This window comes from Streptomyces sp. NBC_00448 (genome assembly GCF_036014115.1).
Taxonomy (GTDB): Bacteria; Actinomycetota; Actinomycetes; order Streptomycetales; family Streptomycetaceae; genus Actinacidiphila.
In genome coordinates this window covers 4,439,384-4,465,957 of sequence record NZ_CP107913.1, presented here as the reverse complement: position 1 = coordinate 4,465,957, position 26,574 = coordinate 4,439,384, and the positions used below count along the sequence as shown (strand labels likewise).

Annotated in this window: 25 protein-coding genes and 3 tRNA genes; 20 read left to right on the top strand and 8 right to left on the bottom strand. The window is 71.6% G+C overall.

Features of this window, described 5'->3' with window-relative positions; translation table 11 throughout:
- Positions 1–3: 3 nt before the first annotated feature.
- A complete protein-coding gene (locus OG370_RS18870; protein WP_328474900.1) occupies positions 4–177 on the bottom strand; it encodes a hypothetical protein in 174 nt (57 codons plus the stop codon).
- Positions 178–195: 18 nt separating this feature from the next.
- Here OG370_RS18870 and OG370_RS18865 point away from each other — a divergent pair, with 18 nt between their 5' ends.
- Positions 196–405: a hypothetical protein gene (locus OG370_RS18865; RefSeq protein WP_443060701.1), complete on the top strand. Its 210-nt coding sequence runs from the start codon at positions 196–198 to the stop codon at positions 403–405.
- 84 nt (positions 406–489) lie between these two features.
- On the opposite strand, the gene OG370_RS18860 is transcribed toward OG370_RS18865, so the two are convergent.
- Entirely contained in the window at positions 490–1,317 is an 828-nt protein-coding gene (locus OG370_RS18860) for a diacylglycerol kinase family protein (protein ID WP_328465790.1), read from the bottom strand.
- Positions 1,318–1,451: 134 nt separating this feature from the next.
- Between OG370_RS18860 and OG370_RS18855 the strand changes: the two genes are divergently transcribed.
- Positions 1,452–2,735: an adenylosuccinate synthase gene (locus OG370_RS18855; RefSeq protein WP_328465788.1), complete on the top strand. Its 1,284-nt coding sequence runs from the start codon at positions 1,452–1,454 to the stop codon at positions 2,733–2,735.
- 83 nt (positions 2,736–2,818) lie between these two features.
- On the opposite strand, the gene OG370_RS18850 is transcribed toward OG370_RS18855, so the two are convergent.
- Positions 2,819–4,648, bottom strand: a complete 1,830-nt coding sequence (locus OG370_RS18850; protein WP_328465786.1) for a serine/threonine-protein kinase — start codon at positions 4,646–4,648, stop codon at positions 2,819–2,821.
- Between the two features lie 163 nt (positions 4,649–4,811).
- Between OG370_RS18850 and OG370_RS18845 the strand changes: the two genes are divergently transcribed.
- Positions 4,812–5,495 carry a GntR family transcriptional regulator gene (locus OG370_RS18845; protein ID WP_328465784.1) on the top strand — a complete coding sequence of 228 codons (684 nt, stop codon included), beginning with the start codon at positions 4,812–4,814 and terminating at the stop codon, positions 5,493–5,495.
- Positions 5,496–5,550: 55 nt separating this feature from the next.
- Positions 5,551–6,198 carry a hypothetical protein gene (locus tag OG370_RS18840; RefSeq protein WP_328465782.1) on the top strand — a complete coding sequence of 216 codons (648 nt, stop codon included), beginning with the start codon at positions 5,551–5,553 and terminating at the stop codon, positions 6,196–6,198.
- A gap of 274 nt (positions 6,199–6,472) precedes the next feature.
- Here OG370_RS18840 and OG370_RS18835 read toward each other — a convergent pair whose 3' ends face one another.
- The gene (locus OG370_RS18835) at positions 6,473–7,222 is read right to left on the bottom strand and encodes an SLATT domain-containing protein (RefSeq protein WP_328465780.1); all 750 of its coding nucleotides are present in this window, start codon (positions 7,220–7,222) and stop codon (positions 6,473–6,475) included.
- Between the two features lie 217 nt (positions 7,223–7,439).
- Here OG370_RS18835 and purD point away from each other — a divergent pair, with 217 nt between their 5' ends.
- The 5 genes from purD to OG370_RS18810 all read left to right on the top strand — a co-directional run bounded on the left by purD (position 7,440) and on the right by OG370_RS18810 (position 14,705).
- Complete coding sequence (purD, locus tag OG370_RS18830; protein WP_328465778.1) at positions 7,440–8,699, top strand: phosphoribosylamine--glycine ligase; 1,260 nt, start codon at positions 7,440–7,442, stop codon at positions 8,697–8,699.
- Positions 8,700–9,002: 303 nt separating this feature from the next.
- Positions 9,003–10,643 (top strand): hypothetical protein, encoded by a 1,641-nt coding sequence (locus OG370_RS18825; RefSeq protein WP_328465776.1) that lies wholly within the window; start codon positions 9,003–9,005, stop codon positions 10,641–10,643.
- A 227-nt stretch (positions 10,644–10,870) separates the two neighbouring features.
- Positions 10,871–12,370 (top strand): N,N-dimethylformamidase beta subunit family domain-containing protein, encoded by a 1,500-nt coding sequence (locus tag OG370_RS18820; protein ID WP_443060700.1) that lies wholly within the window; start codon positions 10,871–10,873, stop codon positions 12,368–12,370.
- Positions 12,371–12,485: 115 nt separating this feature from the next.
- Positions 12,486–13,409, top strand: coding sequence for a phosphoribosylaminoimidazolesuccinocarboxamide synthase (locus OG370_RS18815; protein ID WP_328465774.1), 924 nt, complete (start codon positions 12,486–12,488; stop codon positions 13,407–13,409).
- A 204-nt stretch (positions 13,410–13,613) separates the two neighbouring features.
- Positions 13,614–14,705 (top strand): esterase-like activity of phytase family protein, encoded by a 1,092-nt coding sequence (locus tag OG370_RS18810; RefSeq protein WP_328465772.1) that lies wholly within the window; start codon positions 13,614–13,616, stop codon positions 14,703–14,705.
- Between the two features lie 66 nt (positions 14,706–14,771).
- Here the strand turns inward: OG370_RS18810 and OG370_RS18805 are convergent.
- The 4 genes from OG370_RS18805 to OG370_RS18790 form a co-directional block, all read right to left on the bottom strand.
- Positions 14,772–14,847: transfer RNA gene (locus OG370_RS18805), tRNA-Gly, on the bottom strand.
- A gap of 112 nt (positions 14,848–14,959) precedes the next feature.
- Positions 14,960–15,032 (bottom strand) — tRNA-Gly (locus tag OG370_RS18800).
- A gap of 58 nt (positions 15,033–15,090) precedes the next feature.
- A tRNA-Gly gene (locus OG370_RS18795) sits at positions 15,091–15,162 on the bottom strand.
- Between the two features lie 246 nt (positions 15,163–15,408).
- Entirely contained in the window at positions 15,409–15,726 is a 318-nt protein-coding gene (locus OG370_RS18790; RefSeq protein ID WP_328465770.1) for a histone-like nucleoid-structuring protein Lsr2, read from the bottom strand.
- 320 nt (positions 15,727–16,046) lie between these two features.
- Here OG370_RS18790 and purS point away from each other — a divergent pair, with 320 nt between their 5' ends.
- The 11 genes from purS to eccD all read left to right on the top strand — a co-directional run bounded on the left by purS (position 16,047) and on the right by eccD (position 26,550).
- Positions 16,047–16,298, top strand: a complete 252-nt coding sequence (purS, locus tag OG370_RS18785) for a phosphoribosylformylglycinamidine synthase subunit PurS (RefSeq protein ID WP_328465768.1) — start codon at positions 16,047–16,049, stop codon at positions 16,296–16,298.
- Positions 16,295–16,999: a phosphoribosylformylglycinamidine synthase subunit PurQ gene (gene purQ / locus OG370_RS18780; RefSeq protein ID WP_328465766.1), complete on the top strand. Its 705-nt coding sequence runs from the start codon at positions 16,295–16,297 to the stop codon at positions 16,997–16,999. The genes purS and purQ overlap by 4 nt, the downstream gene beginning before the upstream one ends.
- Positions 16,996–19,245, top strand: coding sequence for a phosphoribosylformylglycinamidine synthase subunit PurL (purL, locus tag OG370_RS18775; protein ID WP_328465764.1), 2,250 nt, complete (start codon positions 16,996–16,998; stop codon positions 19,243–19,245). Before purQ ends, purL begins: the two co-directional genes overlap by 4 nt.
- Positions 19,246–19,564: 319 nt before the next feature.
- On the top strand, positions 19,565–19,897 hold the full coding sequence (locus tag OG370_RS18770) for a hypothetical protein (RefSeq protein WP_328465762.1): 333 nt from the start codon (positions 19,565–19,567) through the stop codon (positions 19,895–19,897).
- 48 nt (positions 19,898–19,945) lie between these two features.
- Positions 19,946–20,257 (top strand): pore-forming ESAT-6 family protein, encoded by a 312-nt coding sequence (locus OG370_RS18765; RefSeq protein ID WP_328465760.1) that lies wholly within the window; start codon positions 19,946–19,948, stop codon positions 20,255–20,257.
- 206 nt (positions 20,258–20,463) lie between these two features.
- Complete coding sequence (locus OG370_RS18760) at positions 20,464–20,898, top strand: DUF6507 family protein (protein ID WP_328465758.1); 435 nt, start codon at positions 20,464–20,466, stop codon at positions 20,896–20,898.
- Entirely contained in the window at positions 20,895–23,243 is a 2,349-nt protein-coding gene (locus tag OG370_RS18755; protein ID WP_328465756.1) for a DddA-like double-stranded DNA deaminase toxin, read from the top strand. Before OG370_RS18760 ends, OG370_RS18755 begins: the two co-directional genes overlap by 4 nt.
- Positions 23,243–23,668: a hypothetical protein gene (locus OG370_RS18750; protein ID WP_328465755.1), complete on the top strand. Its 426-nt coding sequence runs from the start codon at positions 23,243–23,245 to the stop codon at positions 23,666–23,668. Before OG370_RS18755 ends, OG370_RS18750 begins: the two co-directional genes overlap by 1 nt.
- 166 nt (positions 23,669–23,834) lie before the next feature.
- Positions 23,835–24,647 (top strand): immunity 49 family protein, encoded by an 813-nt coding sequence (locus OG370_RS18745; protein WP_328465753.1) that lies wholly within the window; start codon positions 23,835–23,837, stop codon positions 24,645–24,647.
- 109 nt (positions 24,648–24,756) lie between these two features.
- Positions 24,757–25,068 carry a hypothetical protein gene (locus OG370_RS18740; RefSeq protein WP_328465751.1) on the top strand — a complete coding sequence of 104 codons (312 nt, stop codon included), beginning with the start codon at positions 24,757–24,759 and terminating at the stop codon, positions 25,066–25,068.
- A gap of 75 nt (positions 25,069–25,143) precedes the next feature.
- The gene (eccD, locus tag OG370_RS18735; RefSeq protein ID WP_328465749.1) at positions 25,144–26,550 is read left to right on the top strand and encodes a type VII secretion integral membrane protein EccD; all 1,407 of its coding nucleotides are present in this window, start codon (positions 25,144–25,146) and stop codon (positions 26,548–26,550) included.
- Positions 26,551–26,574: the final 24 nt, after the last annotated feature.

Sequence of the window (26,574 nt, the reverse complement as noted above, 5' to 3'; positions counted from 1 at the left end):
CCTTCAGTTCCCGCCCAGGTCCCGGCGCCGCAGCCCGGCCAGGCCCGCCGTGAGCGCCACGGCGGCGGCGCATATCAGCCAGGCGTACGGCGACGCCGCCACGCTGGTGCCCGGTTCGACGGGCAGTTCGGGCAGGTGGGTGAAGGGCGACACGTCCATCACCGGCTGCGGCAGCACGCCCGTGAGCGGTACCGGGTGCGCAGCGACCAGTGGTACGAGACGTTCACCCAACGCGACAGCCTGCTGATCCGCTGGGAGAGCACCCTGCGTTCGGGGATGAGCAGCGTCGGCGAGGACACCGACGCGGGTCGGCGGCTCGCCGAGACCGCCGAGTTCTTCGAGTTCCTCCAGGAGGAGCTGAACGGAATGATGGCGCGCTGGCGCACCCGCAAGGCCGAGAGCTGACCTCAAGATCAGCCCGGGCAGGGCCGCGGACCGAACTCCCGGCCGGCCCTGGCGACCCGCCTCATGCCCGCCCCCGGGCCCGGCCTACCGCGGCACCGTCAGCCGCCATGCCGACGGCTCCACCGTCCACGTACGCGACCGCACCGGACCGGTGATCGCCGAGTCGGCCCGGTAGCGGAAGTCGCGGCCGGAGACGGTGATGGTGCGTGCCCGGGCGCGCACCTGCGCGGAGCCCGGGGTGCGGCGGACGAAGATCTCGGCGAGCCCGGTGGGCGCGGGCCGCACCGACACCTCGTGCACCGGCTCGTCCAGGTCGGCGAGCAGCACTCCGTCGGCCTCGACCCGCAGCCGCTGGCGGCGCGGCGGCGGATTGCCGTTGACCGGGATCGGTGAGGTGAGCGTGCGCACCAGGGAGCGGGCGGTCTTCTCCACCGGCGTCCACCAGTGCGCGGCGGTGTGCGCGACCGGTGTGCCGCACGGCAGGCTGAGCGTGCCGAGCACGATGCCGCCGCTCTCGTCGACCAGCAGGTCCAACTCGCGCTCCACGCCGTCGAGCACCGCGCGGGCCGCCGCGGGCACCTGCACCGGCACCCCCAGCGCGCGCACCAGCGTGGAGCGCGGCCCGATCGGCACCACCGACAGCGGGGAGTCGTGCAGGGTGCGCTCGCGCCGCAGCGCGTTGACCGTGCGCAGCAGGGCCGCGTCGTCGCCCAGCAGCACCAGATGGCGCCGGCCGCGATGGGCGAGCGCCCGCTCGGCCTCCTCGGCGGACTCGGGGAACGCCATCTTCACGGAGGCCGCGCCCGCACACAGCACATCCTTGGCGATCCGGACGGATTCGCCGTCGGTGGCGCGTGCGGCGGGGTCGATGACCACGAGCAGGGGATGCCCGGCCGGGACGTGAGCCGACACCTTGGTCCTTCCTCAGGTAAAGTCTTGGTGCAAGAGCCCCTTGCGCCTTTGCGTCAGGGGCTTCGTCTATTCCGGGGCAGGTTCGACGGCTCTCTGCACGTTGGACATGCCCCGCCCGGAAGGGGTGTACGCCTGTGCCCGCACTTGTGCTGCTCGGTGCTCAGTGGGGTGACGAGGGCAAGGGGAAGGCCACCGACCTGCTCGGTGGCTCAGTGGACTACGTGGTGCGTTACCAGGGCGGTAACAACGCCGGTCACACGGTCGTCGTCGGCGACCAGAAGTACGCACTGCATCTGCTCCCCTCCGGAATCCTGTCACCGGGCTGTGTCCCGGTGATCGGCAACGGTGTCGTCGTCGACCCGAAGGTCCTGCTCTCCGAGCTGAGCGGACTCAACGAGCGCGGCGTCGACACGTCCAAACTGCTGATCAGCGGCAACGCCCATCTGATCACGCCGTACCACCAGACCATCGACAAGGTGACCGAGCGCTTCCTGGGCAACCGGAAGATCGGCACCACGGGCCGCGGCATCGGGCCGGCCTACGCGGACAAGATCAACCGGGTCGGCATCCGGGTGCAGGACCTCTTCGACGAATCGATCCTTCAGCAGAAGGTCGAGGCCGCGCTCCAGGACAAGAACCAGATCCTGGTCAAGATCTTCAACCGGCGGGCCATCACGACCGAACAGGTCGTCGAGGAGTACCTCGGCTACGCGGCGCAGATCAAGGACTTCGTCGCCGACACCACGCTGGTGCTGAACAACGCGCTGGACGCCGGCAAGGTCGTACTCATGGAAGGCGGGCAGGGCACGCTCCTGGACGTCGATCACGGCACCTACCCCTTCGTCACCTCGTCGAACCCGACGTCCGGCGGTGCCTGCACCGGCAGCGGTGTCGGCCCCACCAAGATCACCCGGGTGATCGGTATCCTCAAGGCGTACACAACGCGTGTGGGCTCCGGACCGTTCCCCACCGAGCTGCTGGACGAGGACGGCGACAAGCTCCGCACCATCGGACGCGAGTTCGGCGTCACCACCGGGCGCGACCGTCGCTGCGGCTGGTTCGACGCGGTGATCGCCCGTTACGCGACCCGGGTCAACGGCCTCACCGACTTCTTCCTCACCAAGCTGGACATCCTCACCGGCTGGGAGCGTATCCCGGTCTGCGTGGCCTACGAGGTCGACGGCCGCCGGGTGGACGAACTCCCCTACAGCCAGAGCGACTTCCACCACGCCAAGCCGATCTACGAGTACCTGCCCGGCTGGTCGGAGGACATCACCGGCGCCAAGTCCCTCGCCGATCTGCCGAAGAACGCGCGGGACTACGTGAAGGCGCTGGAGGAGATGTCGGGCGCGCCGATCTCGGCGATCGGGGTCGGCCCCGGCCGGGACGAGACGATCGAGATCAACTCCTTCCTCTGAGGACACGCCGCCTCGCGTTCCGCGCACAGGTCAGCCCCGCCCACCCTGGTGAGCGGGGCTTACCCGTAGGCCCGACCGACGTGTCAGCCGTCGACCTTGGTGTACGTCAGCGGCGCCTTGCCGTCGTCCAGGTCGCTGCGCTGCAGGTGGGTCGAGTCGACCAGGCTCAGCACGCTGGCGTCGCCCGGGGCGCAGGAGGACGCGGGCGTGCCGCTGACCACCTTCGACGCGCTCAGCTCCACCGGCGGCCCCGACGTGGTCACCTTCATGTCCCAGAAGCAGGAGTACGACGCGCTGTCACCCGACAGCTCCACGTCGCCGTTCTCGTGCACCGTCAGCGTCCGCGTGTTGTCGCCGTTGTCGGCGCTGGTGAACGAGGTCCGCCAGGTGCCCACCATCTCGCGCAGCCCGCCGACGCCTATCGGTGCGGGCTTCTGTGTCGGCTGATCGGTCGACGCCGTGCCGGAGGGGGCCGTCGAGGGCGCCTTCGTCGAAGAGGTCGGCCCCGGGCCGGCCTTGTCGTCGGTGCCGTCGCGCGTCGCGACGTACGCGGTCGCCCCGCCTGCCACGAGCACGAGGGCCACCCCCGCCGCCACGAGCGGCCAGCGCTTGCGGCGAGGCGGCGCCGGCTCGGGTTCAGCCGGCCCAGGCGGCACGGGCAGCCCGCTCAGCGCCTTGGGGGCTCCAGACGGCGCTACGGGACCGGGCATCGGCCCGTGCGCGTCGGTCATCGACGGCGGCGCGTAAGGCGACGCCGCTGCCTGCGCGACCACCTCTTCCTGTGTGGCCGCCGGCTGCGCGATCACCGGCAGCGTGACTATCGGCTGAGTGGTCACCGGTTGCGCGGGCACCGGCTGCGCGACCACCGGTTCCCGCGGGTCACTCGCCGTGGGCCCGGCCGGCGGCTCCTCCGGCCTCTCGGCGGGCCGCGCCTTGGCAGGGGTCAGCACCATCGTCTCGGCCGACTCCGCGGGAGCCTCCAGCGGCGCCTCCACCTCGGCCTCCAACTCCAGCAGCCGCACCGCGTGCCGCCCCAGCCGCGCGACGATCGCTCCGGGCAGCCAGGGCTCCCCGTCCGGGTCGGCGTCCTTCGTACCGTCCTCGCCGAGCAGCTGCCGTACGTCCGCGAGGGACGGCCGCGCGTCCGGTTCCTTGGCCAGGCAGGCGGCCACCAGGGCGCGCAGCCCCTCCGGTACGGCGTCCAGGTCCGGCGGTTCCTGCACGATGCGGAACATCTGCGCGTGCACCCCGCTGGAGGCCGCGCCGAACGGCTGGAGTCCGGTGGCGGCGTAGGCCAGCACCGAGCCGAGGCAGAAGATGTCGCAGGCGGGGGTGACACGGTCGCCCCTCACCTGTTCGGGTGACATGAACGCCGGTGACCCGACCATCGCGCCGGTGGTGGTCAGCGACGCGTCCGCGACCGTCTCCAGGGCGCGGGCGATGCCGAAGTCGATCACCCTGGGGCCGTCGATCGTGATCATCACGTTGGACGGTTTGAGGTCGCGGTGCACCAGCCCGGCGCCATGGATGTCGGCCAGGGCATGGGTCAGCCCCGCCGCCAGGACGCGGACCGACTGCTCCGGCAGCGGCCCGTACTCCTTGGCGACGACCTGCTGGAGCGACGGCCCGGGCACGTAACCGGTGGCCACCCACGGGACGTCGGCCTCGGTCTCGGCGTCGAGCACCGGCGCCGTCCAGCGCCCGCCGACCTTCCGTGCGGCACGCACCTCGCGCCGGAATCTGGTGCGGAACTCCTCCTGCTCCGCCAGATGCGCCCGCACCACCTTCACCGCGACCGTCCGGCCGCGCTGCGACCTGGCCAGGAAGACCTGCCCCATCCCGCCGGAGCCGAGCCTCCCCAGCAGTCGGTACGCACCGATCCAGCGCGGATCGTCGGCCCTCAGCTCGTCCATCGCCCGTCCTGCCCCCGCTCTCCGCCACCCCGGCCGCAGATCGCCGCCGGTCGCAACGGCCCAGCCTTCACGGCGAAGAATAAGCATACGAACGCCAGTCGCCTATGGTGTGCGAGGGTGCGGCGGGCACCGCAGTGACGGCTGGTTACGGCGAGGAGGCGGTATGCGGGACGGCGGGCCGCAGGTGCGGCGCAGCAGCCTGCGCCAGCAGATCGCCGACGCCCTGCGGGACGAGATCCTCACCGGCCGGCTCCAGGCCGGGCGGCACTTCACCGTCAAGGAGATCGCCGAGACCTACGGGGTCTCCGCCACCCCGGTGCGCGAAGCCCTGGTCGACCTCGCCGCGCAGGGCCTGCTGGAGGTCGAGCAGCACCGCGGCTTCCAGGTCCGGCAGTTCACCGCCGCCGACTTCCGCTCGCTCACCGAGGCCCGCACCCTCGTGGTGGACGCGGCCTTCCGCTGGATGACCGAGTACGGCGCCGCCGACCCGTCTCCCGACGCCATCGCGTCCGTACGGCGCCGCGCCGAGGCCGCCGTACGCGCCGCGCAGGCCGGCGTCCTGGACGTACTGATCGGCTGCGACCTGCGGTTCTGGCGCGAGCTCGCGGCCATGGGCGGCAACCCGCACCTGAGCGAGTTCCTGGACCGGGTGCGCGCCCAGGCGTGGATCTACGCGGTGCCCCACCTCCGCTCGCTGACCGACCTCGCGGGCGTGTGCTGGTCCGGCCACGTCGCCCTGGTCGACGCGGTCGCCGAGCGCGACACCGCCACCACGCTCCAACTCACCCACGAGTACGGCGAGCACACTCTCGCGCTGGTCGAGAGGCTCGCCCTGGCACGCTCCTGACGCGACCTGTCCCGTCGCCTTAGGCTGTACGCCCCCGACCGGATGGAGTTGCTTCGTGGCCTGCGACCTGTGGCTCGTGCCTCTCGTGGATGTGCTGTGCCACAGCCCGGAAAACCCGTTCTCCGAGGAACTCGCCCGCTACGACAAGGCGTTGGCCGAGGCGGGCCAGCCGCCCGTGCCCGTCTACAACTACATGCCGGGGCTGTCCGGCGACGTGGCGCCGGTGGCCTGCTTCGACTACGACGCGCTGCACTTCCTGCGCCGCGCCTACCTGCTGGCCCTCCAGGGCCTCGAAGTCACCCCGGTCGACGCGCTCGGCGGCGACTACGAGGAACTGCTGGAGATGTTCGAGACCACCGCGCAGACCTCGCACCTGGTCTGGCACTACGACCACGCGGGCGCCTACGTCCCCCTCGACTTCCCCCAACCCGTCGTCAACGACGAACTCCTCGAAGGCGGCGGTCCGCTCGGCTCCAGCCACGGGCTGCTGCGCGAGCTCGACTTCGTCGCGCCCGCCATCGGGATCGACCCGGCGAGGCCCCCGGCCGCCCCCGAGCCCCCACCCCGCCACACCACCCTCGAAGAGCCCGCGCTCACCCCCACCGCCACGGGCCCCTTCGCCCGCGAACACCACGTCTGGCTCGGCCTCCACGCCGCCGCCACCCGCTCCCTCGGCCAGGGCTCGATGATCGTCTTCAGCTGAACCGGCCCCCGACAGCCAGCCGTTCCGTGCCCAGGACCGGGTACGCACGCGTAAGGACGGTTCGCCGTTGTAGCCGGCGAGCCAAAGGGCGCGCCGGTGTCGAAAAGGAGAACGCGCGGAGATCCTGAGGAACGAAGGATCGAGCACGATCGACTGTCGACACCGGATTCAAGCGCCCGGCGGCGAGCCGGCGGCAAAAAAGGGGCTGAGCGGGTGCCCACACGTAAGAACAGCTCCCCCGCACCCCAACCCCGCACCCCACCCCCCCCACATCTCACCTCGGCGCTTCGGGGGGGCGTTGGCGGGGCATGGTGGGGCGGGTGCTGGGGTGGGGGAGGCGCAGGCCCGAGGGCGGGGTGGGGCGGGGAGCGGGGGGTGGGGCGGGGGACTGGGTGCGGAGGGCGGCCGCGGCGGAGTGGGCGCCGAAGTCCACCATCCAGTCGGAGGTCTCCACGCGGACGAGGTCGGCGACGTCCTCGCAGAAGCCGCGCAGGACCGTGAGGCAGCGCTCGGCGGCCTCGGCGGCGGTCCCCTCGGTGGGCCCGAGCACTTCGCGGACGCTCTCGGCGGCCCAGTCGAAGCGGAGCGCCTCGATGCGGCGCTGCACGGCCTGCGCGGTCGCGACGTCCCGCATCCAGCCGTTGGTGAGCCCGAGCAGGCGGTCGGCGGCGACGCAGGCACCGGCGAGCAGCAGCGCGAGGTAGCCCCAGCGGGCCGGCGACCTGCCGCCGTCGGCGAGTTCGATCAGCGGGAGCGCGGCGGCGGCCGCGCCGCAGACGGTGGCGCCGAGCCGGAGCGCGCGGGCGGCCCGCCGCTTCGGCAGGCGACCGCGCAGGTACCAGTCCGCGGTGCGCAGGGCGCCGTCCTCGGCCCAGCGGTACAGCTCCTGGAGGCGCTCGGCGGGCTCGGCCCAGTCGCCGAGCGGGAGGGGCAGCGCCCGAAGGTCGTCGGGGTGACGGTGCAGCGCCCGCCGCGAGGGCTCGTCCCGAGAAGCCCCCTCGGGAAACATGTCAGGCTGGCTCACTGCGAAGGCTCCCTCGACTGCTGCGCACCGGGCGTACCCGAAGTACCCGGCACCCGCCGGTTGAAGTTCCCTTCTTACCGCCGAACGGCTGAGCCAGATGCACCGATATCCGGAATTCGCCCCGTAAAGACCGTGTGATCAGGTATAGGCCGCTTGTCGCCGTCGCTCGAAAGAGTGAGGGCGGCCGGGCCCGGCCGGGCCCACTACCCTGGTGCGCGTGAAGGTCCTTGTCATCGGCGGCGGTGCCCGCGAACACGCCCTGTGCCGTTCCCTGTCCCTCGACCCCGAGGTCACCTCGCTGCACTGCGCGCCCGGCAACGCCGGCATCGCGGAGGTCGCCGAGCTGCACCCGGTCGACATCATGGACGGTGCCGCCGTCGCCGGCCTCGCGGTGGAACTCGGCGCCGGCTTCGTGATCGTCGGCCCCGAGGCGCCGCTGGTCGCCGGGGTCGCCGACGCCGTACGGGAGCGGGGCATCGACTGCTTCGGCCCGTCCCGCGAGGCTGCCGCGCTGGAGGGCTCGAAGGCGTTCGCCAAGGACGTGATGGCCGCGGCCGGGGTGCCGACCGCCCGGTCGTACGTCTGCACCACGCCCGAGGAGATCGACGCGGCGCTGGACGCCTTCGGCGCGCCCTACGTCGTCAAGGACGACGGGCTCGCGGCGGGCAAGGGCGTCGTGGTCACCGAGGACCTGGCCACCGCCCGGGCGCACGCGCTGGCCTGCGACCGGGTGGTGATCGAGGAGTTCCTGGACGGACCCGAGGTGTCGCTGTTCGCGGTGACCGACGGCGAGACGGTGCTGCCGCTCCAGCCGGCGCAGGACTTCAAGCGCGCCCTGGACGCCGACGAGGGCCCCAACACCGGTGGCATGGGCGCGTACTCACCGCTGCCGTGGGCCGACCCGAAGCTGGTCGAGGAGGTGGAGCGGACCGTGCTCCAGCCGACCGTCGACGAGCTGCGGCGGCGCGGCACCCCCTTCGCCGGGCTGCTCTACGCGGGACTGGCGATCACCTCGCGCGGCGTGCGGGTGATCGAGTTCAACGCGCGCTTCGGCGACCCCGAGACCCAGGTGGTGCTGGCCCGGCTGCGCACCCCGCTGGCGGGGCTGCTGCGGGCGGCCGCCACCGGCCAGCTCGCCGCCTGGCCGGAGCTGCGCTGGAGCGACGGCGCGGCGGTCACCGTGGTCATCGCTTCGTACAACTACCCGGACACCCCGCGCACCGGCGACCCGATCAGCGGGCTCGCCGATGTGGCGGAGCAGGACGAGCACGCCTACGTCCTGCACGCCGGCACCCGTACGGCGGACGACGGACGGGTCGTTTCGGCGGGCGGCCGGGTGCTGTCGGTCACGGCCACCGGAGCGAGCCTGGCCAAGGCCCGCGACCGTGCCTACCGCGCGGTCGGGCGGATCGGCCTCGACGGCGGCCACCACCGCGGTGACATCGCCGCGAAGGCGGCCGAGGCCGCCCAGGACTGAGCCGCCGCTCGCCCAGGACTGAGCCGCCCCCCGCACCGGGCGGCAGCACCGCGCGGTCACCCCGGCGGCACCCCTGCGGCACATCTGCGCGAAAGTGCGACGTCTGCCCGAAAGCCACTCCAAGGAGTGATGCCTGGGCCATACGGCTGACTCCTCCCCGGCGCCCAACTATGGTGCCCGAAAGGCGCACCCCGGGGGCATTGCGGCAAACAGCCGTACGGCATTGCGATGTCGGTGGGCGGTGCGACAGTGGGGAGAGGCCGTCACCGAGGCGGCCACCGCCAGCGCAGGGGGTGCCAGCCGATGGCCGGAGAAGCAGGTGAGGCCGCTGCGCGGGCACGTGCGGGCGCGGTGCTGAGGCTGCGGGGATCGGCGCTCGCCGTCGCCCTGCTGCCCGCGGCGGCCGCGGTGGTGCTGCACGCGGGCCGGGCCACGGGCCGGATCGACGGCCCGGCGTGGGACGGCGTGCGCTGGGGGGTGACCGGTGTCGCCCTGATCGTGCTCGCGGTGGCCGCGGCCGTCGCCGCAGTGATCGTCCGTGCCGAGCCCGCGGTCAGCCCCACCGTCCCGGTCGCCGAGTCCGCCGCGCCCGACCTGTATCTGATGGTCCGGGACCTCGCCGACCGGCTCCAGGTGCCGCCGCCCTCGTCGATAGAGCTCACCCCCGACTGCGACAGCTGGCTGGAGGACCGCAGGCACAAGGCCGGCGGGACCGACGCCGAGCGGCGCCCGGGACCGGTCCTCGTGGTCGGCTCGCCCTTCATGTGGTGGATGCGGGTCGCGGAGCTGCGCGCCCTGCTCGCGCCCGTCGTCGCCGGCACCGCCCCCTCGGCCGACCCGGAGATATCGGCGGCCCGCCGCTTCGTCCGCGGCCTGGACGCGGCGGCCGCTGTCGCCGCCCAGGGCAGCGCCCGCCCCGGCGGGCGGGGCGTGCTGGGCCGCCCGGTGTACGCCTTCCTCGGCTGGGTCGCTCGGCTGCTGCTGCGCGCCTGCCGGGTCCACGCGGCGGAGATGGAGCGCGGGGTCGCCGCCTCGGCCTCCGAGCGTGCCCAGGCGGTCGACTACGGACTGCGGATCGTCGCCCAGGAGCAGGTCGGGCTCGCCTACGCGGGCTGGGACCGGCTGCTCACCCGGGTCGCGCTGCCCGCCTGGCGGATCGGCCGCTGGCCGTCCCGGCTGCACGCGGGCGTGGTCGCCGCGCTCACCGAGCTGTCCCGGCGCGACCGGCTCGCCGACGGCTTCGAGACGCGGCTGGGCGAGCGCCCGGCCTGCGACCTGCTGGAGGAGCCCGGCACCGTCGACGAGGCGGTCTCCCTGCTGGCCGCGCGGATCTTCCACGGCGGCCCGGACCGGGCCAGGCCCGGCTGGGAGCCGGTGGGCTGGGCCCGCTACCCCGCCGAGGTCGTGGACCGGCTCTGGCGTGAGGAGGCCGGCCGCCTGATACGAGTGATCGAGGAGATGCGGCCGTCCGTCGAACCCGCGGCCGCGGTCTCCTCCCCGGCCGCCGCCGGTCGCGCGCTGCTGGTCGGCGGGGAGAGCGAGGCGCCCTTCGGCGCGGTGACGCTGGAGCGGGTCATCGACCGGCTCGCCGTCGCCGGCGGTCAGCGGGGCGAGGAGGTCGCCGCCCGGCTGGAGGCGGCGCCGCCGCTCGGGCCGTACGCGGAAGCGGCCGCCGCGTATCCGCTCGTACCCCAGCGGACCGGGCGCGAGCTGCTGGTCGACCACGTGGTGGCGCTGGTCTGCTGCGCCGCCGTCGACACCGCGGGCGCCGGCGCCGGGCTCGACTGGCTCGACGGTCCCGCGCTGCGCATGCCCGGGGTCCGCCGCAGCGAGCTGACCGCGGCCGTGCTGCACCTGGTGGAGAGCGGTGACCCGGCCCCGCTGCGCGCCTGGGTCGGCGGCACCCCCATCCGCCCGGACAAGCCGCTGCGGCTGCTGCCGTAGCGGGGACCGCCCGGGGTCGCCTGGTCCGGCCGGCTCCCGGACCGGCCCTCGGTGGCGCGCCGGGGGAGTACCGCAAACCCCCACCTCGCCGTACGGAACAACTTGAGAAGAGGGAAACTGTACGAAACGTGACTGTCACGGTGCATTGTGTGATGTGCTGGGCGTGAGCAGACCGCACCGTTGCACCCGGCGGAGCGGGAAGTGGTTGGCGCGGGGAGGCGATCGGCGTGGGGGAAGTACGGCGATGGGAGTCGGGGGCGCTGGCGCATGGGGTCTCGGACCCGTTCGGACAGGGCCCGCTGCCCTGGCTGAGGGGCGAGCCGCAGTATCCGGGCGACGACGGCCGGGTGGTGCCGTGGTACGTGGACCTCGCCGCGAGCAACGGCAAGGCGCCGCGCAAACCGCACCTGCCGGGCCCGCGCACCGCGGACGACGTGCGCCGCCAGATCAAGGGCTTCGCGGCGGAAGCTGCCGCGGCACCCGGGCAGGCGATCGACTTCAGGATCACCGTGGACCCGCCCCAGGAGTTCACCGTCGACGTCTACCGGATCGGCCACTACGGCGGCGACGGCGCCGCCCAGGTCACCGCGAGCCCCCGGCTGTCCGGCATCGCGCAGCCAGCCCCGCTCGCGGCGGGCCGTACCGTCTCGTGCCACCACTGGTGGCAGTCCTGGCGGCTGCACATCCCGCCGTACTGGAAGACCGGCGCGTACGTCGCGGTGCTGACCACCGCGGACGGCTACCGCAGCCATGTGCCGTTCACCGTGCGGGATCTGGAGGCCCCGGCCGACCTGCTGCTCCTGCTGCCGGACATCACCTGGCAGGCGTACAACCTGTACCCGGAGGACGGCCGGACCGGCGCCAGCCTCTACCACGCGTGGGACCCCGAGGGCCGGCTGCTCGGCGAGGAGGAGGCGGCCACCACCGTCTCCTTCGACCGCCCCTACGCGGGCGCCGGCCTCCCCCTGCACATCGGGCACGCCTACGACTTCGTCCGGTACGCCGAGCGGTACGGCTACGACCTCGCGTACGCCGACGCCCGCGACCTGCACGCGGGCCGGATCGACCCGACCCGCTACCGGGCGCTGATCTTCCCCGGCCACGACGAGTACTGGTCCCGCCCGATGCGCCGGGCCGCCGAGGAGGCCCGCGCGGCCGGCACCTCGCTGGTCTTCCTCTCCGCGAACACCATGTACTGGCAGGTGGACCTGGCGCCGGCCGCCGACGGCGGCCCCGACCGGCTGCTGACCTGCCGCAAGCGCCGGGCCGAGGGCGGCCAGGGCGAGGCGGCGAAGGGCCGCACCGCGCTGTGGCGCGACCAGGGCGAGCCGGAGCAGCAGTTGATCGGCGTGCAGTACGCGGGGCGGGTGCCGCAGCCCGCGCCGCTGGTGGTGCGCAACGCCGACCACTGGCTGTGGGAGGCCACCGGCGCGACCGAGGGCACCGAGATCCCCGGACTGGTCGCGGGGGAGGCCGACCGCTACTTCCCGCGCACCCCGCTGCCGGACTCCACCGAGCGCATCCTGCTCGCCCACTCCCCGTACGAGGCGACCGACGGCCGGATGTGCCACCAGGAGACGTCGCTGTACCGCGCGCCCAGCGGGGCGTACGTCTTCGCCTCGGGCACCTTCGCGTGGTCGCCGGCACTCGACCGGCCCGGCCACGTGGACCCGCGCGTGCAGCGGGCGACGGCGAACCTGCTGGACCGGATCTGCAAGCGGGACTGAGCAAGCGGGACCGAGCGAACCGGAACGCGCGGGGCCGGGAGCGGGCCCTTGCGCGCCGCCACCTCCCGGGTAGGCGAGAATCGGAGCCGAGCCACCGACTGGGGAGGACCCACCCATGCCCGGATTCGTCGACAAGCCCGAGCCCGTCCAGGTGCCCGGCCTGACCCACCTGCACACCGGGAAGGTGCGGGATCTGTACCGGAACGACGCCGGCGAGCTGGTGATGGTGGCCAGCGACCGCATCTCCGCGTACGACTGGGTGCTGCCCACCCTCATCCCGGACAAGGGCAGGGTGCTGACCCGGCTGTCGCAGTGGTGGTTCGACCAGCTCGCGGACCTGGTGCCGAACCATGTGGTCTCCACCGAGGTGCCGGCCGGCGCGCCCGCCGACTGGGAGGGGCGCACCATGGTCTGCCGTGCGCTGCGGATGATCCCGGTCGAGGCGGTGGCCCGCGGCTACCTGGCCGGCTCCGGCCTGGTCGAGTACGAGCGCAGCCGTACCGTGTGCGGCGTCGCGCTGCCCGAGGGCCTGGTCGACGGCTCGGAGCTGCCCGCGCCGATCTTCACCCCGGCGACCAAGGCCGCGGTCGGCGACCACGACGAGAACGTGTCGTACGAGGAGGTGGCCCGCCAGGTCGGCGCGGAGACCGCCGCGCTGCTGCGGCAGAACACGCTCGCGGTGTACACCCGGGCCCGTGACGTCGCCGCCGAGCGCGGGCTGATCCTGGCCGACACGAAGTTCGAGTTCGGCTACGACGACGCGGCCGCGGACCAGGAGGGCGGTGCGCCCCTGGTGCTCGCCGACGAGGTGCTCACCCCGGACTCCTCCCGCTTCTGGCCCGCCGACGGGTGGGAGCCCGGGCACGCACAGCCCTCGTATGACAAGCAGTTCATCCGCGACTGGCTCACCTCGTCCGCCTCCGGCTGGGACCGGCACAGCGAGCAGCCCCCGCCCGAGCTGCCCCCGGCCATCGTCGACCACTCCCGCGCCCGCTACATCGAGGTGTACGAACGGCTGACCGGCCTGTCCTGGGCGTAGCCGCGGCGACCCGCGCCGCCAGGGGTCCGCTTCGCCTCCGACCGCGCCACCGGCACCAGTTGCCGGCCCCGGCACCTGCACCGGCGGCGCGGCGGTCCCCCTGGCGTTCGGCTTCTCGTGGGTCCCTGTTTCACCCCGCGGCGGGCAAAGCCGTGGAGAATCAGGCGGCGTAAGGACTCCTGCCACCCAACGTGGAGTGTCACTGTGCGCGCAAAGGTTCTTCTCGCCGGCCCGACCGTCCTGCTGACCGCCATGGCCTGCCTCGCCGGCGGGGGCACCGCCCAGGCCCATGGCGGACCGGCGGACCGGCCCGGAAGACCGGCGGCGGGCAACTGCTCCGCGGACGTCCGGATCAGCGGCTTCTCCGACGCCCTGGACAAGACGACCTTCGACGGCACCTTCGTCGGCAACCTCTCCGCGCTCGCGCCGGACGCGCACGGCACCCTGGACGCGCTCTCCGACCGGTCGTCGCTGTTCACGCTGAGCGGCCGCACGTTGGGCGACCTCGCCCCGGAGAAGGTCGTCCCGCTCGCCGACGAGAAGGGTCAGCCGCTCGACTCCGAGGCCCTGGCCGTCGACCGGGACGGCACCCGGCTGATCACCTCCGAGGTCGAGCCGACGATCCGGCGCTACAGCCGGGACGGATCACAGATCCTCGGCAGCCTGCCGGTGCCCGACGCGCTGAAGGTCGCCCCCGCCGGGCGGGCCACCTCCAACCTCACCTTCGAGGGGCTGGCGTTCCAGCCCGGCGGCCGCACGCTGGTCGCGTCCATGGAGGGCGCGCTGTCCGGCGACAACCACGATCTCGTACGGTTCCAGACCTGGCAGCGCGGCGGAAACGGCCGGGACTTCACGCTCGGGCGGCAGTACGCCTACCACGTGGACACCGACGCCAACGGCACCCTTCTGGGGGTGTCCGACATCGCGGCCACCGGCGACGGCCGGCTGCTGGTGCTGGAGCGCGGGTTCACCGCGGGAGTCGGCAACACCATACGGCTCTACCTGGCCGACCCGGGCCGCGCCGGCGATGTCAGCCGCGTCACCGACCTGACCGGGCAGCGGAACGTCAAGGTCATGCCGAAGACCCTGCTCGCCGACATCGGCGACTGCCCCTCCCTCGGCGCCACCGCCAAGCAGCCCCAGCCGAACCCGCTGCTGGACAACATCGAGGGCATGGCCGTCACCGGGCACGCGCCCGGCGGCGGGCTGCGCCTGATGCTCGTCAGCGACGACAACCAGGGCGCCACGCAGACCACCCGGTTCTACGCGCTGACCGCACGGCTGCCCCGGCGCTGAGGGACACGGCGCGCGCCGCGGACACGGCGAAGGCCCCGGTCGAAGTGACCGGGGCCTTCCTCCTGCTGGAGCGGACGACGAGATTCGAACTCGCGACCCTCACCTTGGCAAGGTGATGCTCTACCAACTGAGCCACGTCCGCAGGGCGTGCCGATACTGTACCCGATACCCGGCGGTGCCGAGGAAAACGGGGTGGGGCGGCGGCGGGAGGGCAACGAAAAGCCCCAGACCGTCGGTCTGGGGCTTCTCTTCTGAGCGGACGACGAGATTCGAACTCGCGACCCTCACCTTGGCAAGGTGATGCTCTACCAACTGAGCCACGTCCGCATGCGCTGCGACCACTGTACCCGATCGGCCGCCAAGGGCCGAACGAGTTGGTGATCAGAGCGGGTGACAGGAATCGCACACTGCGCCTCCCCCCTGGAAGGGGGGCGCTCTACTACTGAGCTACACCCGCGTGACCTCCGCTGACCTGGGCTTTTCGGCCCCGTCCTGCGGTGTGCCCTCAGACTAGCGGACGACCGGGGGTGGCTGTCCAATCGACACCGGCCGGGCAGGGAGCGGGTGTTGGGAGAGCGGCGGCCGGAGCCGCCACCCCGCCCCGGTCCGCCGACGGATCGTGCCCGGCCTGCCGAAGGATCGCGCCCGGATCGCGGCCCACCGGACCGCCGCCCCGAACACCGACCGCCCGCCAACTCCCTGCTCAGTCCGCCTTGTTGAACGCCTCGTAGACCTTCTTCGGGATGCGGCCGCGGGCCGGCACCTCGAAGCCGTTGGACTGCGCCCAGGCGCGGACGGTCGCCGGGGTGGGCGCGATCGGGGTCCGCTTGTAGGCGTGCCCGGAAAGGGTGCGGCGGCGGCCGGCCTCCACGTAGGGAGCGAGTTCCTTGCGCAGCCTGTCCGCGTTCCTCGACGAGAGGTCGATCTCGTACCACTGGCCGTCGACGCCGAATGCGATCGTCTCCTCGGCGTCGCCGCCGTCGAGATCGTCGGCGAGGGTGACCAGTACGCGCTGCGCCATAGGGATCGGTCCTTTCTTGTGCCGGCTGCCTGCGTCGCGACCGGGGCCGGGCCCACGCGGGGTCCGCGACCGGGGCGCCCGAGGGTGAATGAGGCGGTGGAGATACCCGTTGCTGCTGTTAATTCCCGCTGCATCCGCGCCGCAAGCCTCTTCGCTTCGGGGACCTTATGTTTTCCGCCGCGGCTTTACCCAGATATTCTGCCAGCTGATATCCAAACGTGATCGGCGATCTGCGGCGGATGTGGTGGTGCGGTATATCTACTCGCGTAGATTTCCTCACCCGGTAGGCTGAGAGAACCTCACGCACCACACCATCGGGAGTGCCAGTGGCACGCGTCGTAGTCGACGTCATGCTCAAGCCGGAGATCCTCGACCCCCAGGGCCAGGCCGTACAGCGTGCGCTGCCCCGGCTCGGCTTCGACGGGATCTCCGACGTCCGCCAGGGAAAGCGCTTTGAGCTGGAGGTCGACGGCCCCGTCGACGACGCAGCGCTCGCCCGTATTCGGGAGTTGGCGGAAACCTTTCTCGCCAACACCGTGATCGAGGACTTCAATGTAAAGGTGGAGTCGTGACTGCGCGCATCGGCGTCGTCACATTCCCGGGGACTCTTGACGACCGCGACACGCAGCGTGCCGTCCGGGTGGCCGGCGGGGAAGCGGTCCCGCTGTGGCACCGCGACAAGGACCTGAAGCAGGTCGACGCGGTGGTTCTGCCCGGCGGGTTCAGTTACGGCGACTATCTGCGGGCCGGGGCGATCTCCCGTTTCTCGCCGGTGATGGAGTCGATCATCGAGCAGGCGCGGGCCGGAATGCCGGTGCTGGGGATCTGCAACGGTTTCCAGGTGCTCACCGAGGCACATCTGCTGCCCGGGGCGATGCTGCGCAACACCGAGCTGCACTTCGTCTGCCGCGACCAGAAGCTGCGGGTCGAGACCGGCGGCACCGCCTGGACCGCGGACTACGCGGCGGGCCAGGAGATCTCCATCCCGCTGAAGAACATCGACGGCCGCTACACCGCCGACGCGCGCGTGCTGGACGAGCTGGAGGCGGAGGGCCGGGTGGTCTTCCGCTACGCCACCGACGGCCCGGCCGCGGACGGCTACGGCAATCCGAACGGCTCGCTGCGCGACATCGCCGGGATCACCAACGCGGCGGGCAACGTGGTGGGCCTCATGCCGCACCCGGAGCACGCGGTCGAGTCGCTGATCGGCACCGGCCGTACCGACGGGCTCGGCTTCTTCACGTCGGTACTCAAGAAGTTGGTAAGCGCGTGACCCTCGATACGGTGAAGCACGCCGAGCAGACCCCTGACGTGGAGCTGCCGTGGAAGGCGCTCGGCCTCAAGGAGGACGAGTACCAGCGGGTCCGGGAGATCCTGGGCCGCCGCCCGACCGGTGCCGAGCTGGCGATGTACTCGGTGATGTGGTCGGAGCACTGCTCGTACAAGTCGAGCAAGGTGCACCTGAAGCAGTTCGGCGTGAAGGCCCCGAAGACCGACGCGCTGCTCGTCGGCATCGGGGAGAACGCCGGCGTGGTCGACGTCGGCGAGGGCTACGCGGTCACCTTCAAGGTCGAGTCGCACAACCACCCCTCGTACGTGGAGCCCTACCAGGGCGCGGCCACCGGGGTCGGCGGCATCGTGCGCGACATCATCGCGATGGGCGCGCGGCCGGTCGCCGTGGTGGACCCGCTGCGGATGGGCGCGGCCGACCACCCCGACACCAAGCGGGTGCTGCCCGGCGTGGTCGCCGGCATCGGCGGCTACGGCAACTGCCTCGGCCTGCCGAACATCGGCGGCGAGCTGGTCTTCGACGCCTGCTACCAGGGCAACCCGCTGGTCAACGCGGGCGCGATCGGCGTGATGCGGCACGAGGACATCCACCTCGCCAAGGCGTCCGGCGCCGGCAACAAGGTCATCCTCTACGGGGCCAGGACCGGCGGCGACGGCATCGGCGGCGCCTCGATCCTCGCCTCGGAGACGTTCGACGCCACCAAGCCGAGCAAGCGGCCCGCGGTGCAGGTCGGCGACCCGTTCCAGGAGAAGCTGCTGATCGAGTGCACGCTCGAGGCGTTCGCCGAGAAGCTGGTGGTCGGCATCCAGGACCTGGGGGCGGCGGGCCTGTCCTGCGCCACCAGCGAGCTGGCCTCCAACGGCTCCGGCGGCATGCGCGTCGAGCTGGACGACGTACCGCTGCGCGACTCCACGCTCTCGCCCGAGGAGATCCTCATGAGCGAGTCGCAGGAGCGGATGTGCGCGGTGGTGGAGCCCGCGAAGGTGGAGCGGTTCCTGGCCATCTGCGAGAAGTGGGACGTCATCGCCACCGTCGTCGGCGAGGTCACCGACGGGGACCGGCTGGAGATCTTCTGGCACGGCGAGAAGATCGTCGACGTGGACCCGCGCACCGTCGCGCACGAGGGCCCGACGTACGAGCGCCCCTACGCGCGGCCGGCCTGGCAGGACGCCCTGCAGGCCGACGACGCGGGCGCGCTGGCCCGCCCGGCCGGTGGCGACGAGCTGCGCGCGCAGGCGCTGCGGGTGCTCTCCTCGCCGAACGTGGCGTCGAAGGCGTGGGTCACCGACCAGTACGACCGGTTCGTGCAGGGCAACACCGTGCTGGCCCAGCCCGAGGACGCGGGCATGATCCGGGTCAACGAGGAGACCGGGCTCGGTGTCGCCATCGCCACCGACGGCAACGGCCGCTACACGAAGCTCGACCCGTACACCGGCGCGCAGCTCGCGCTCGCGGAGGCGTACCGGAACGTGGCGGCGACCGGCGCGAAGCCGCTGGCGATCTCGGACTGCCTGAACTTCGGGTCGCCCGAGGACCCGGACGTGATGTGGCAGTTCGTGGAGGCGATCCGCGGGCTGGCCGACGGCTGCCTCCAGCTCGGTACGCCGGTGACCGGCGGCAACGTCTCGCTCTACAACCAGACCGGTGAGGCGGCCATCCACCCCACCCCGGTCGTCGCCGTGCTCGGCGTGATCGACGACGTGGCGCGCCGCACCCCGATGGCCTTCACCGACGAGGGCCACCTGCTCTACCTGCTCGGGGAGACCCGGGAGGAGTTCGGTGGGTCGGTCTGGTCGCAGGTCGTGCACGACCACCTCGGCGGGCTGCCGCCGGCGGTGGACCTGGAGCGGGAGCGGCTGCTCGGCGAGATCCTGATCTCCGCGTCGCGCGACGGCATGGTCGACGCCGCGCACGACCTGTCCGACGGCGGGCTGCTCGCCGCGGTCACCGAGTCCTGCCTGCGCGGCGGGCACGGCGCCCGGCTGGTGGTTCCGGACGGGCTGTCCGCGTTCACCTTCCTGCTCTCGGAGTCGGCCGGGCGCGCGCTCGTCGCCGTTCCCCGCTCGGAGGAGCTGCGCTTCACCGACATGTGCGGTGCGCGGGGTCTGCCCGCGACCCGGGTCGGTGTGGTCGACGGTGAATCCCTGGAGGTCCAGGGCGAGTTCACGATCCCGCTGACGGAACTGTCGCAGGCTCACCACTCGGCGATCCCGGGGCTGCTGGCCTGACCGACCGTCACTTGCGGTGCAGGGGCGCCCACGCCGGTACTTCGGCGGGGGCGCCCTTGTCGTGTCGGCGGCTGCCGGCCGGTGGCGGTGGCGCGGTGGCGGCAGTGGTGGTGGCGGCAGTGGTGGCGGTGGTGGGTTCCGCGCGAACCGGAATCAACCGGCGTTCGCCTGAGGGCAGTTCGTCGCGGAGCGTGCGCGCGTACCGACCTTCCGCTGTCACAGAACCGGTACAAGAACGGCGTTGCGGCTTCAACTCCGCCCGGCTTACGGTGAGTAAGGCTCTTGTGGCGTGCGGGTGCACCGTGATGAGGGGGGACACATGAAGTTCGACATGGGTGCCACGACCCTGGCAGACCTGACCAAGAAGACCACCGGTTCCAGTGAGGACCTCGGCGTGCTGATCAAGCAGCTGGTGGCTGCCGCCGATCCGCTGGAGGGCAAGTTCAACGGCGCGGGCAAGGCGGCCTTCGACTCGTTCAAGTCCCGCGCCGACAGCATCACCAGTGACCTGAACGGTTCGCTGCGCGCCATTCTCGGCGGACAGACCGGCATGGACCGTTCGTTCGGAACCGGCGACGAGGAGCAGGCGTCCAACGCGCATCAGAACATGGGCTCCGCGAACTTCGACGCCGCCCGTTTCGGGGCGCGCTGACCGGACCCGCGCGCGAACGCGGGCACGTCGAGGAGGGGGAACACGACGATGGGAAGTTCCAGCGACCGCAGGTCGTACGACACGGACGCGTCCAGCGAGGTGCAGGGCGGCCTTCAGGGGATCATCAGCCGCCTGGAGCAGGTGCTGACCGAGCGCGACCAGGCGGTCAAGGCGGCGATGGCGGACTTCACGGCTGATGGCGTGTCAGCCGAGTACCACGGCAAGGAAGTTCGCTGGAACCGGGCGGCGGGCGAGGTGCGGGACATCATCCGGCTCGTGCGGACCACCCTTGAACAGAACGACGGTACGGCGCAGTCGACGGCCGCGCGGGCGAAGGCAGCGGTGGACGGGATCGGTTGACGGGTTCGGTTGCCGGCGGCGGTAGGCGGGATCGGTTGACGGTGTTCGCTTGTCGGCGGCGGTAGGCGACGCAGGCCGGCCAGGGCAGTTGATCGGGTCGGCGGACGGGGCCGGGAGGCGGGAGCGCCGGCTCGGGCCGGTAGCTGGGGCCGGTCGGCGGGCCGGGCGTGCCGTGCGGCGGCGTCCGGAGGCACAGGGGGGAACTGATGGCGAAGTGGGACATCACGCCTTCGGGCGTCCAGAGCGTGCTGAACAAGGTGATCAAAGCCGCGGACGGGCTGAACGACGCCTCGACCGGCCTGGAGAGCGGTGTCACCGGCGCCGCCGCGGCTGCCGGGACGATCAAAGCGGGTGACTACGAGAACGGGCACGCCGTTCTCAAGCCGGGCCGGTACGGGCCGCCCATGCCGGGCGCGGAGGGGCTGGTGGCCGCGGCGCTCGGCCAGTTCATCCAGGCCCACGAGAAGCAGCTCGCCTACATCGCCCAGCGCACCACCAACTCCCTCACCGGCGCGCGCGACGCGACCAACGAGTACGTCAAGGGCGACCTGGCGATGGCCGCGAAGGCGCAGCAGGAGGCGCTCAAGGAACCGGTGATCCACATGCCGGGAGACGGCGGAGGCAACGGGGGCGCGAAGTGACAGCGGCGCCCATCAACCCTGCGGAGATACCGCAGTTCACCGGCAGCCTCGTCCAACTCGAAGTGGAGATCGAGGACCTCAAGACCAACGCCGGGTTATGGCGCTCCTCGGGCTCCGACGTGGACACCCAGTTCCAGGGTCTGTCCGCGTTCTACAAGGCGCCCGAGGCGGACCAGTTGTTCGCCACCACCGCGCCGGTGGCCGCGAAGTCCGACGACTTCGCCACCCAGTTGGAGTCGGTGACCTCGGCGCTGGACGCGTATTCCACGGAAGTCGGCCCGCTCACGGTCAAGCTGGCGCAGCTGAAGCACCAGGCGACGGAGTTCGCGGCGAGCGTCGCCGGCGACCACCACTGGACCAACGACAGCAAGAAGGTCTCCCACAACAACGACCTGCGGCACGACGTGGACGTGACCGTGGCCGCGTTCTGGGCGGCCGAACGGGCCTGCGCCAACAAGATCACCGCGCTGTTCGGCGGCACCCACTACGTCCAGGACGACGGCAGCCACGCGCAGAACATGTACGGCATCGGGGCCAACGACCTGGACCACGCCTCAGAACTGCCGTGGGGCGACCACGTGGACCGCACGTACCGCTGGTACAACCCCAAGAAGTACGGCCACTGGGTGAAGTCGTTCGTCTGGGACGGCTTCATGGTCGACGGTGTGTGGGGCACGATCAAGGGCCTCGGCACGCTGGTGGGCACCGGCGGCTGGCACTCGATGGCCGAGGCGTGGACGAACCTGGCGAAGCTGGCCACCGGGCTGACCATCATGTCCTTCTCGCCCGTGCTCGCCCCTATCTTCCTCGCCACCCCCGGCAAGTACATGCCCAAGTGGGTGCGCGAGTCGCGCGACGCGGTGAAGAACACCGGCAAGGCGCTGGTCGCGTGGGACGAGTGGAAGAAGAACCCGGCCCGCGCGGCCGGTGCGGTCACCTTCAACGTGCTCACCGTCATCGCCTCCGACGGCGCGGGCAGCGCGGCGAAGACCGGCGCAGCGGCCAAGACACTGTCGGTGGCGGCGAAGGCCGGGCGGATCGTCGACCCGATGACGTACATCGGCAAGGCGGGCACCTACGCGGTGGTCAAGGTCAGCGACCTGTTCAAGGGCGTCGGCGACGTGGACAAGATCACGCTGCCGCCGGACGTGGTCGAACTGCCGGACGGGACCGTGGCGATCCCGGTCAGCCCGGACGGCCTCGCTGACGGGGTGCACGTGCCGGACGGGGTGCATGTTCCCGAGGGGGCGCACGCGCCGGTTGCGGGTGCGCCCGAGCACGCGATAGCCGATCCGACGAACCCGGCCGTGCACCTCCACCCGGACGGTGAACTCACCCGGCCCGACGGGAGTCAGGTTCCTCCGCCGCATGAGCCCAGTGCCGCCGAACGGGCGGCGGGGCACTCCGTGGAGCCGCCGGACGAGCCCCTCGCGTCCGGGGTGCCGCACGGCGCGAGTGGCCCGGACCGGCCGCCCGTCCTCGTGGGCGCCGGCGCCCACCCCGCGGCCGAGGCCGCCGCGCACGCCCCCGAGCCGCCCCCGGTCCGCCTCACCAGCGACGCCCCCGCCCCCCACCTCCCGGGCGGCGGCTCCCTCCCACACTCCGGGGAGCCCCACCTCCCGGGCGACGGGTCGCTCCCACGCGATCCGGCAGCGCCTCATGCCGCACACGACCCGAGCGTGAGCCACGAACCTCCGGGCGGCGCACAGCCCGCCAACCACGAGTCGGGCATGCGGCCACTCGGGCAGGAGCCTGCGGCCGGCCACGGCGGTGGACATGATGCCGGACAGGCTCCGCACCACCCGGGAGGCGGCAGCGATCCGTCAGCCGGAACGCATGACCCGTCCAACGAGCCGGCCGCGGTCAACCATGAGGCCTCGGGGACGGCCCATGGTGACAGCCTGGCAGCGAAGGCGAATGACACGCTCAGCGGGGTAGGTTCGGCAGTTCATCCCCATGTTCCAGAATATGTAAAGGATGGACCAACTCGAGGGATCTTCAACGCCGGGGGTGCCGACGTTCCGCTTCGAAGCGGCGTCAAGGGTCCTGGGCAATGGTTCCACGAAGGGGATAACTTCCCCGGCGGTCCGAAATCCGGCAGGACGTACGCAACGACTCATGTCGAAGGTCATGCGGCTGGAATAATGCGCGACCTCGAAATCGATGACGCCGATCTGTATATAAATCGTGATACCGGACCTTGTTCCGTTGCGGGAGCTTGTCGATTCGTTTTGTACAAGCTCCTGCCCAAGGACGCTACACTGAGAGTCCACTTCCCAGATGGCGCTGGTGGAATAACGACATGGATCTTCAAGGGAGGGCAGCCTCGATGGACGGTGGGGTAATGCGAACTTTCTACCTGAGGTACTGGAATCCGAGTTCTGGGCAGGAAGTGGCCCTCGATGTACAGCAGATCGGCGAAGTCGTGGCGTCGACTGAGAGGGCTGCAGAAATCTACGGCACAGAAGAATCAAATTCTCTGCCTGGTGTTGCGCTATGGCGCGAGGCGGACACTCCTGAGAACAGTCTGAATATTGGCGTCGCATCGGACGGATGGGCCATTGTTCACACCGACGAAGAATTTTTTCAGGTGGTATCCCATCGCCCCATCGGGTCGATGGAGACTCTTCGACGAGTCCGCTTCGATGATTTCATCGAAATTCCGGAGATGTGCTTCATTGATAAAACTGTAGCGCAAGAAGTGATCCATCATTGGATGCTCTCGGGGGAACTCCTTGATGCCGCAGGATTCTCGGGTGAACTCTACTGACGGTGTCTTTTGGAGTTGCTCAACGCACGATGATCCGTCCCATTTTTCATGGGTTGTGACGTGTGGAAGCTTGTTATCGGCAATGGCGAGTGGAGGAGTGGGGAGCGGGGTGAATATTCCAAGGCATCGCAGTCGTGGTTCGCGAAGTGGGAGTTACGCGCGGCTCATGGTGGATTCCGTGCGGGATGAAATCGAATACATGGAGCACTCGCCGATTAATTTTGGTGGGGCGATGAACACCGTTGAGCTGAATTTCAACGCCCAGTGTCTGCTGGACCCGCCTGGAGGCGGCATCGATACGTGGGAGGCTGCCGTTTGGGCGATGCAGGTCCACTCGGCTGTTTTTGAGTCTGCGACCGCTTCGGGTGAGAGCGTGGAGTGCCGGATCGGTGAGAAGGTCCGCCGCCTTCCGGTTTCTGGTCCGAGTTCCGCCGCCAGTGCCGCAGGTTGGGTGAGTGCGTTCTGGTACGCGGTCATCTGCCGTGAGCAGGAGCGGATGACCCGCCTGTGCGAGGTTCCCATCGAACTGCTGCGGGAGTCGGAACGGCTGGGCGGCTTCGAGATCGACGAGTACGCCTACCACTGGGTGGACGCGCTCCAGCGCTACTGGCTGCGTCGGCCTGGCTTCGTGGAAACCCTGACCGAGGCGATCGATTTGTCGCATCCGGACGTCGCGACCGTCGCGGACCCTGAGGCGCTCAACAAGCTTCTCTACCAGCCGATCAACCTGTTCTACCGGTTCGTCACGCACAATGTGGACGGCTTCAACGACGCGTTGGTGGACGCGCTGGAAGCACACAAGTCGTACTGGACCGCCGATGAGGACCGTGCGAAGAGTGCGTCGGGGAACGTGCCGATCGGCGTCCTCGCCGTCGCGTGCCTCGCCTACGACGGCGAGATCCCGATCCGCGTGAGGTCCGACTACCTCCCCATCAAGCTCCTCGACCGCGCCTGGGTGGGGGAGTTCCCGACCGTGTAGGCGAGACGGACGCGGGCGGGACCGATCCCGCGGATGCCCTCGACGGGTGGGTCGGCCATCGATCAGACTTGCTGTAATCGGGTGACTTCGAGGCGTTGGACGGAAGAGGATGGCCGCGCAGGACTATGACAGTCAGTTGCTCGAATCGGTCTCCGTGCGGCGGAGGCGGATGCGGGACGCGCTGCTGTTCGGGGTGCTGCGGGCACGGCGGACGGCGGACGAGCGGGTGGGGAAGGCGGTCGCGGGGCTGGTGATCGCCGCCGTGCTGTGCGCGGGCTGCGTCGGCTGGTCGTTCGTCTCGCACCGTCTGATCGGCCACCTCGGGACCACCACGCCGACACCGACCTCGACGGCGCCGGCGGTGCCGGGCGCGTCCGTCACCCCGTCCGTCGCCCCGTCCGCCACGGTGCCGTCGCCGTGACGGATGTCCGTCCGAGCCACAACTGCCCCCCGAGCCAGGAGAGTTGCGAGCAGACCGATGTCGACGGGACACGCAATGACCGCTGACGGTGCCGACGGCGCCGGGATATCCGTGCGGAAGGCCGCCGGCCCGGGTCCGCGGGGCGGCAGGCTGAGCCGGGTCAGCCTGGTGGGAGCCCGGCGCCGGATGGATCTGGTGCTGCCGTCCGACGAACCGGTGGGCCGGCTGCTGCCGGACATCATCGAGATGTTGGACGACCGGGTCGCCACGCAACCGATGCTCCGTCAACTCGTCACTTCCGACGGCTCGGTGGTGCCCCACGACGGCACCCTGCGCGACGCCGGGGTGCTGGACGGCACGGTGCTGCGGCTGGTCCGGGTGCAGGACGTGCCCTCGGCGCCGGTGGTGCACGACGTGACGGACGAGGTCGCCGAGGACCTCGACGTACGCGCCTGGCGGTGGAGCCCGCAGGCGCGCAGGATCACGGCCGGGGCTGCCCTCGTCGGCTGGCTGCTGGTCGGCGGTCTGCTGGCCCGGGTGTCCTACGCGCCGTCCGCCGTGGCCGCCACGCTGCTGGCCCTCGGCGCCGTACTGGCCGTGGCGGGCGCGGTGGCCGGGCGCACGGGGCGGCGCGGGGCGGCCACGGCGTTGATCACCGCGGCCGGACCGCTGGCGGCGCTCGGCGCATGGACGTTGGGCGACGCGGAGGGCTGGAGCGCGGCCGGCAGCTTCGCCGGGGTCGCGGTCATGGTCTTCGCCGCGCTGCTGCTGCTCGGCGCGTTCACACCGCTCGGCCGCGCGGGAGTGCTCGGCGCGGTGATGGTCGGGGTGGTCGCCGCCGTGGCGGAGGCCGCCGCTGCCGCACAGCACGGCGCGGGCACCGCACCGCGGCAGGCGCACACCGGCGCCGTGCTCGCGGTGGTCTGCGTGGTGCTGCTCGGCGTGCTGCCGCGGCTGGCGCTGACCTCGGCCGGCCTGACCGCGCTGGACGACGAGCGGGCCGACGGTGCCTCGGTCAGCCGGCACCGGGTGGCGTCGGCGCTCGACGCCGCCCATCGCGGGCTGGTGCTGGCCACGGCGGTGGTCGGTGGCGGCGCGGCGGTCGCGGCCGTACTCGCGCTGCGGACGCCCACGGTCTGGACGGTGCCGCTGGCGGTGATCACCGCGCTGGTACTGGCACTGCGCTCGCGGGCCTATCCCCTGGTGATCGAGGTGGTCCTGCTGCTGCTGGCCGCCGCGGCCGTCGCCGTGCGCGGCGCGGTGCTGTGGTCGGACCGGTCCGGCGCCGCGGGCGCGCTCGCGGGGTGCGCGGTACTCGGGGCCTTCCCGCTGGTGCTGCTGGCGGTGGAGCCGCCCGAGCACGTCCGGGTCCGCTTCAGACGGCTGGCGGACACCGCGGAGGCGGCCGGCGTCATCGCGCTGTTCCCCCTGCTGGTCGGGGTGTTCGGGGTGTACGGGCACCTGCTGGACACGTTCGCGTAGGTCTTCGCGCGGTTCACGGAGGAG

Excerpts from the sequence above, each read along its gene's own strand:
- OG370_RS18765 (WP_328465760.1), top strand. The coding sequence starts at position 19,946 with ATGGGAAGTTCCAGCGACCGCAGGTCGTACGACACGGACGCGTCCAGC.
- OG370_RS18745 (WP_328465753.1), top strand. The coding sequence starts at position 23,835 with ATGGTGGATTCCGTGCGGGATGAAATCGAATACATGGAGCACTCGCCG.
- OG370_RS18790 (WP_328465770.1), bottom strand. The coding sequence starts at position 15,726 with ATGGCGCAGCGCGTACTGGTCACCCTCGCCGACGATCTCGACGGCGGC.
- OG370_RS18770 (WP_328465762.1), top strand. The coding sequence starts at position 19,565 with ATGAAGTTCGACATGGGTGCCACGACCCTGGCAGACCTGACCAAGAAG.
- eccD (WP_328465749.1), top strand. The coding sequence starts at position 25,144 with ATGACCGCTGACGGTGCCGACGGCGCCGGGATATCCGTGCGGAAGGCC.
- OG370_RS18750 (WP_328465755.1), top strand. The coding sequence starts at position 23,243 with ATGCGAACTTTCTACCTGAGGTACTGGAATCCGAGTTCTGGGCAGGAA.
- OG370_RS18815 (WP_328465774.1), top strand. The coding sequence starts at position 12,486 with ATGCCCGGATTCGTCGACAAGCCCGAGCCCGTCCAGGTGCCCGGCCTG.
- OG370_RS18825 (WP_328465776.1), top strand. The coding sequence starts at position 9,003 with ATGGCCGGAGAAGCAGGTGAGGCCGCTGCGCGGGCACGTGCGGGCGCG.
- OG370_RS18850 (WP_328465786.1), bottom strand. The coding sequence starts at position 4,648 with ATGGACGAGCTGAGGGCCGACGATCCGCGCTGGATCGGTGCGTACCGA.
- OG370_RS18740 (WP_328465751.1), top strand. The coding sequence starts at position 24,757 with ATGGCCGCGCAGGACTATGACAGTCAGTTGCTCGAATCGGTCTCCGTG.
- OG370_RS18845 (WP_328465784.1), top strand. The coding sequence starts at position 4,812 with ATGCGGGACGGCGGGCCGCAGGTGCGGCGCAGCAGCCTGCGCCAGCAG.
- OG370_RS18760 (WP_328465758.1), top strand. The coding sequence starts at position 20,464 with ATGGCGAAGTGGGACATCACGCCTTCGGGCGTCCAGAGCGTGCTGAAC.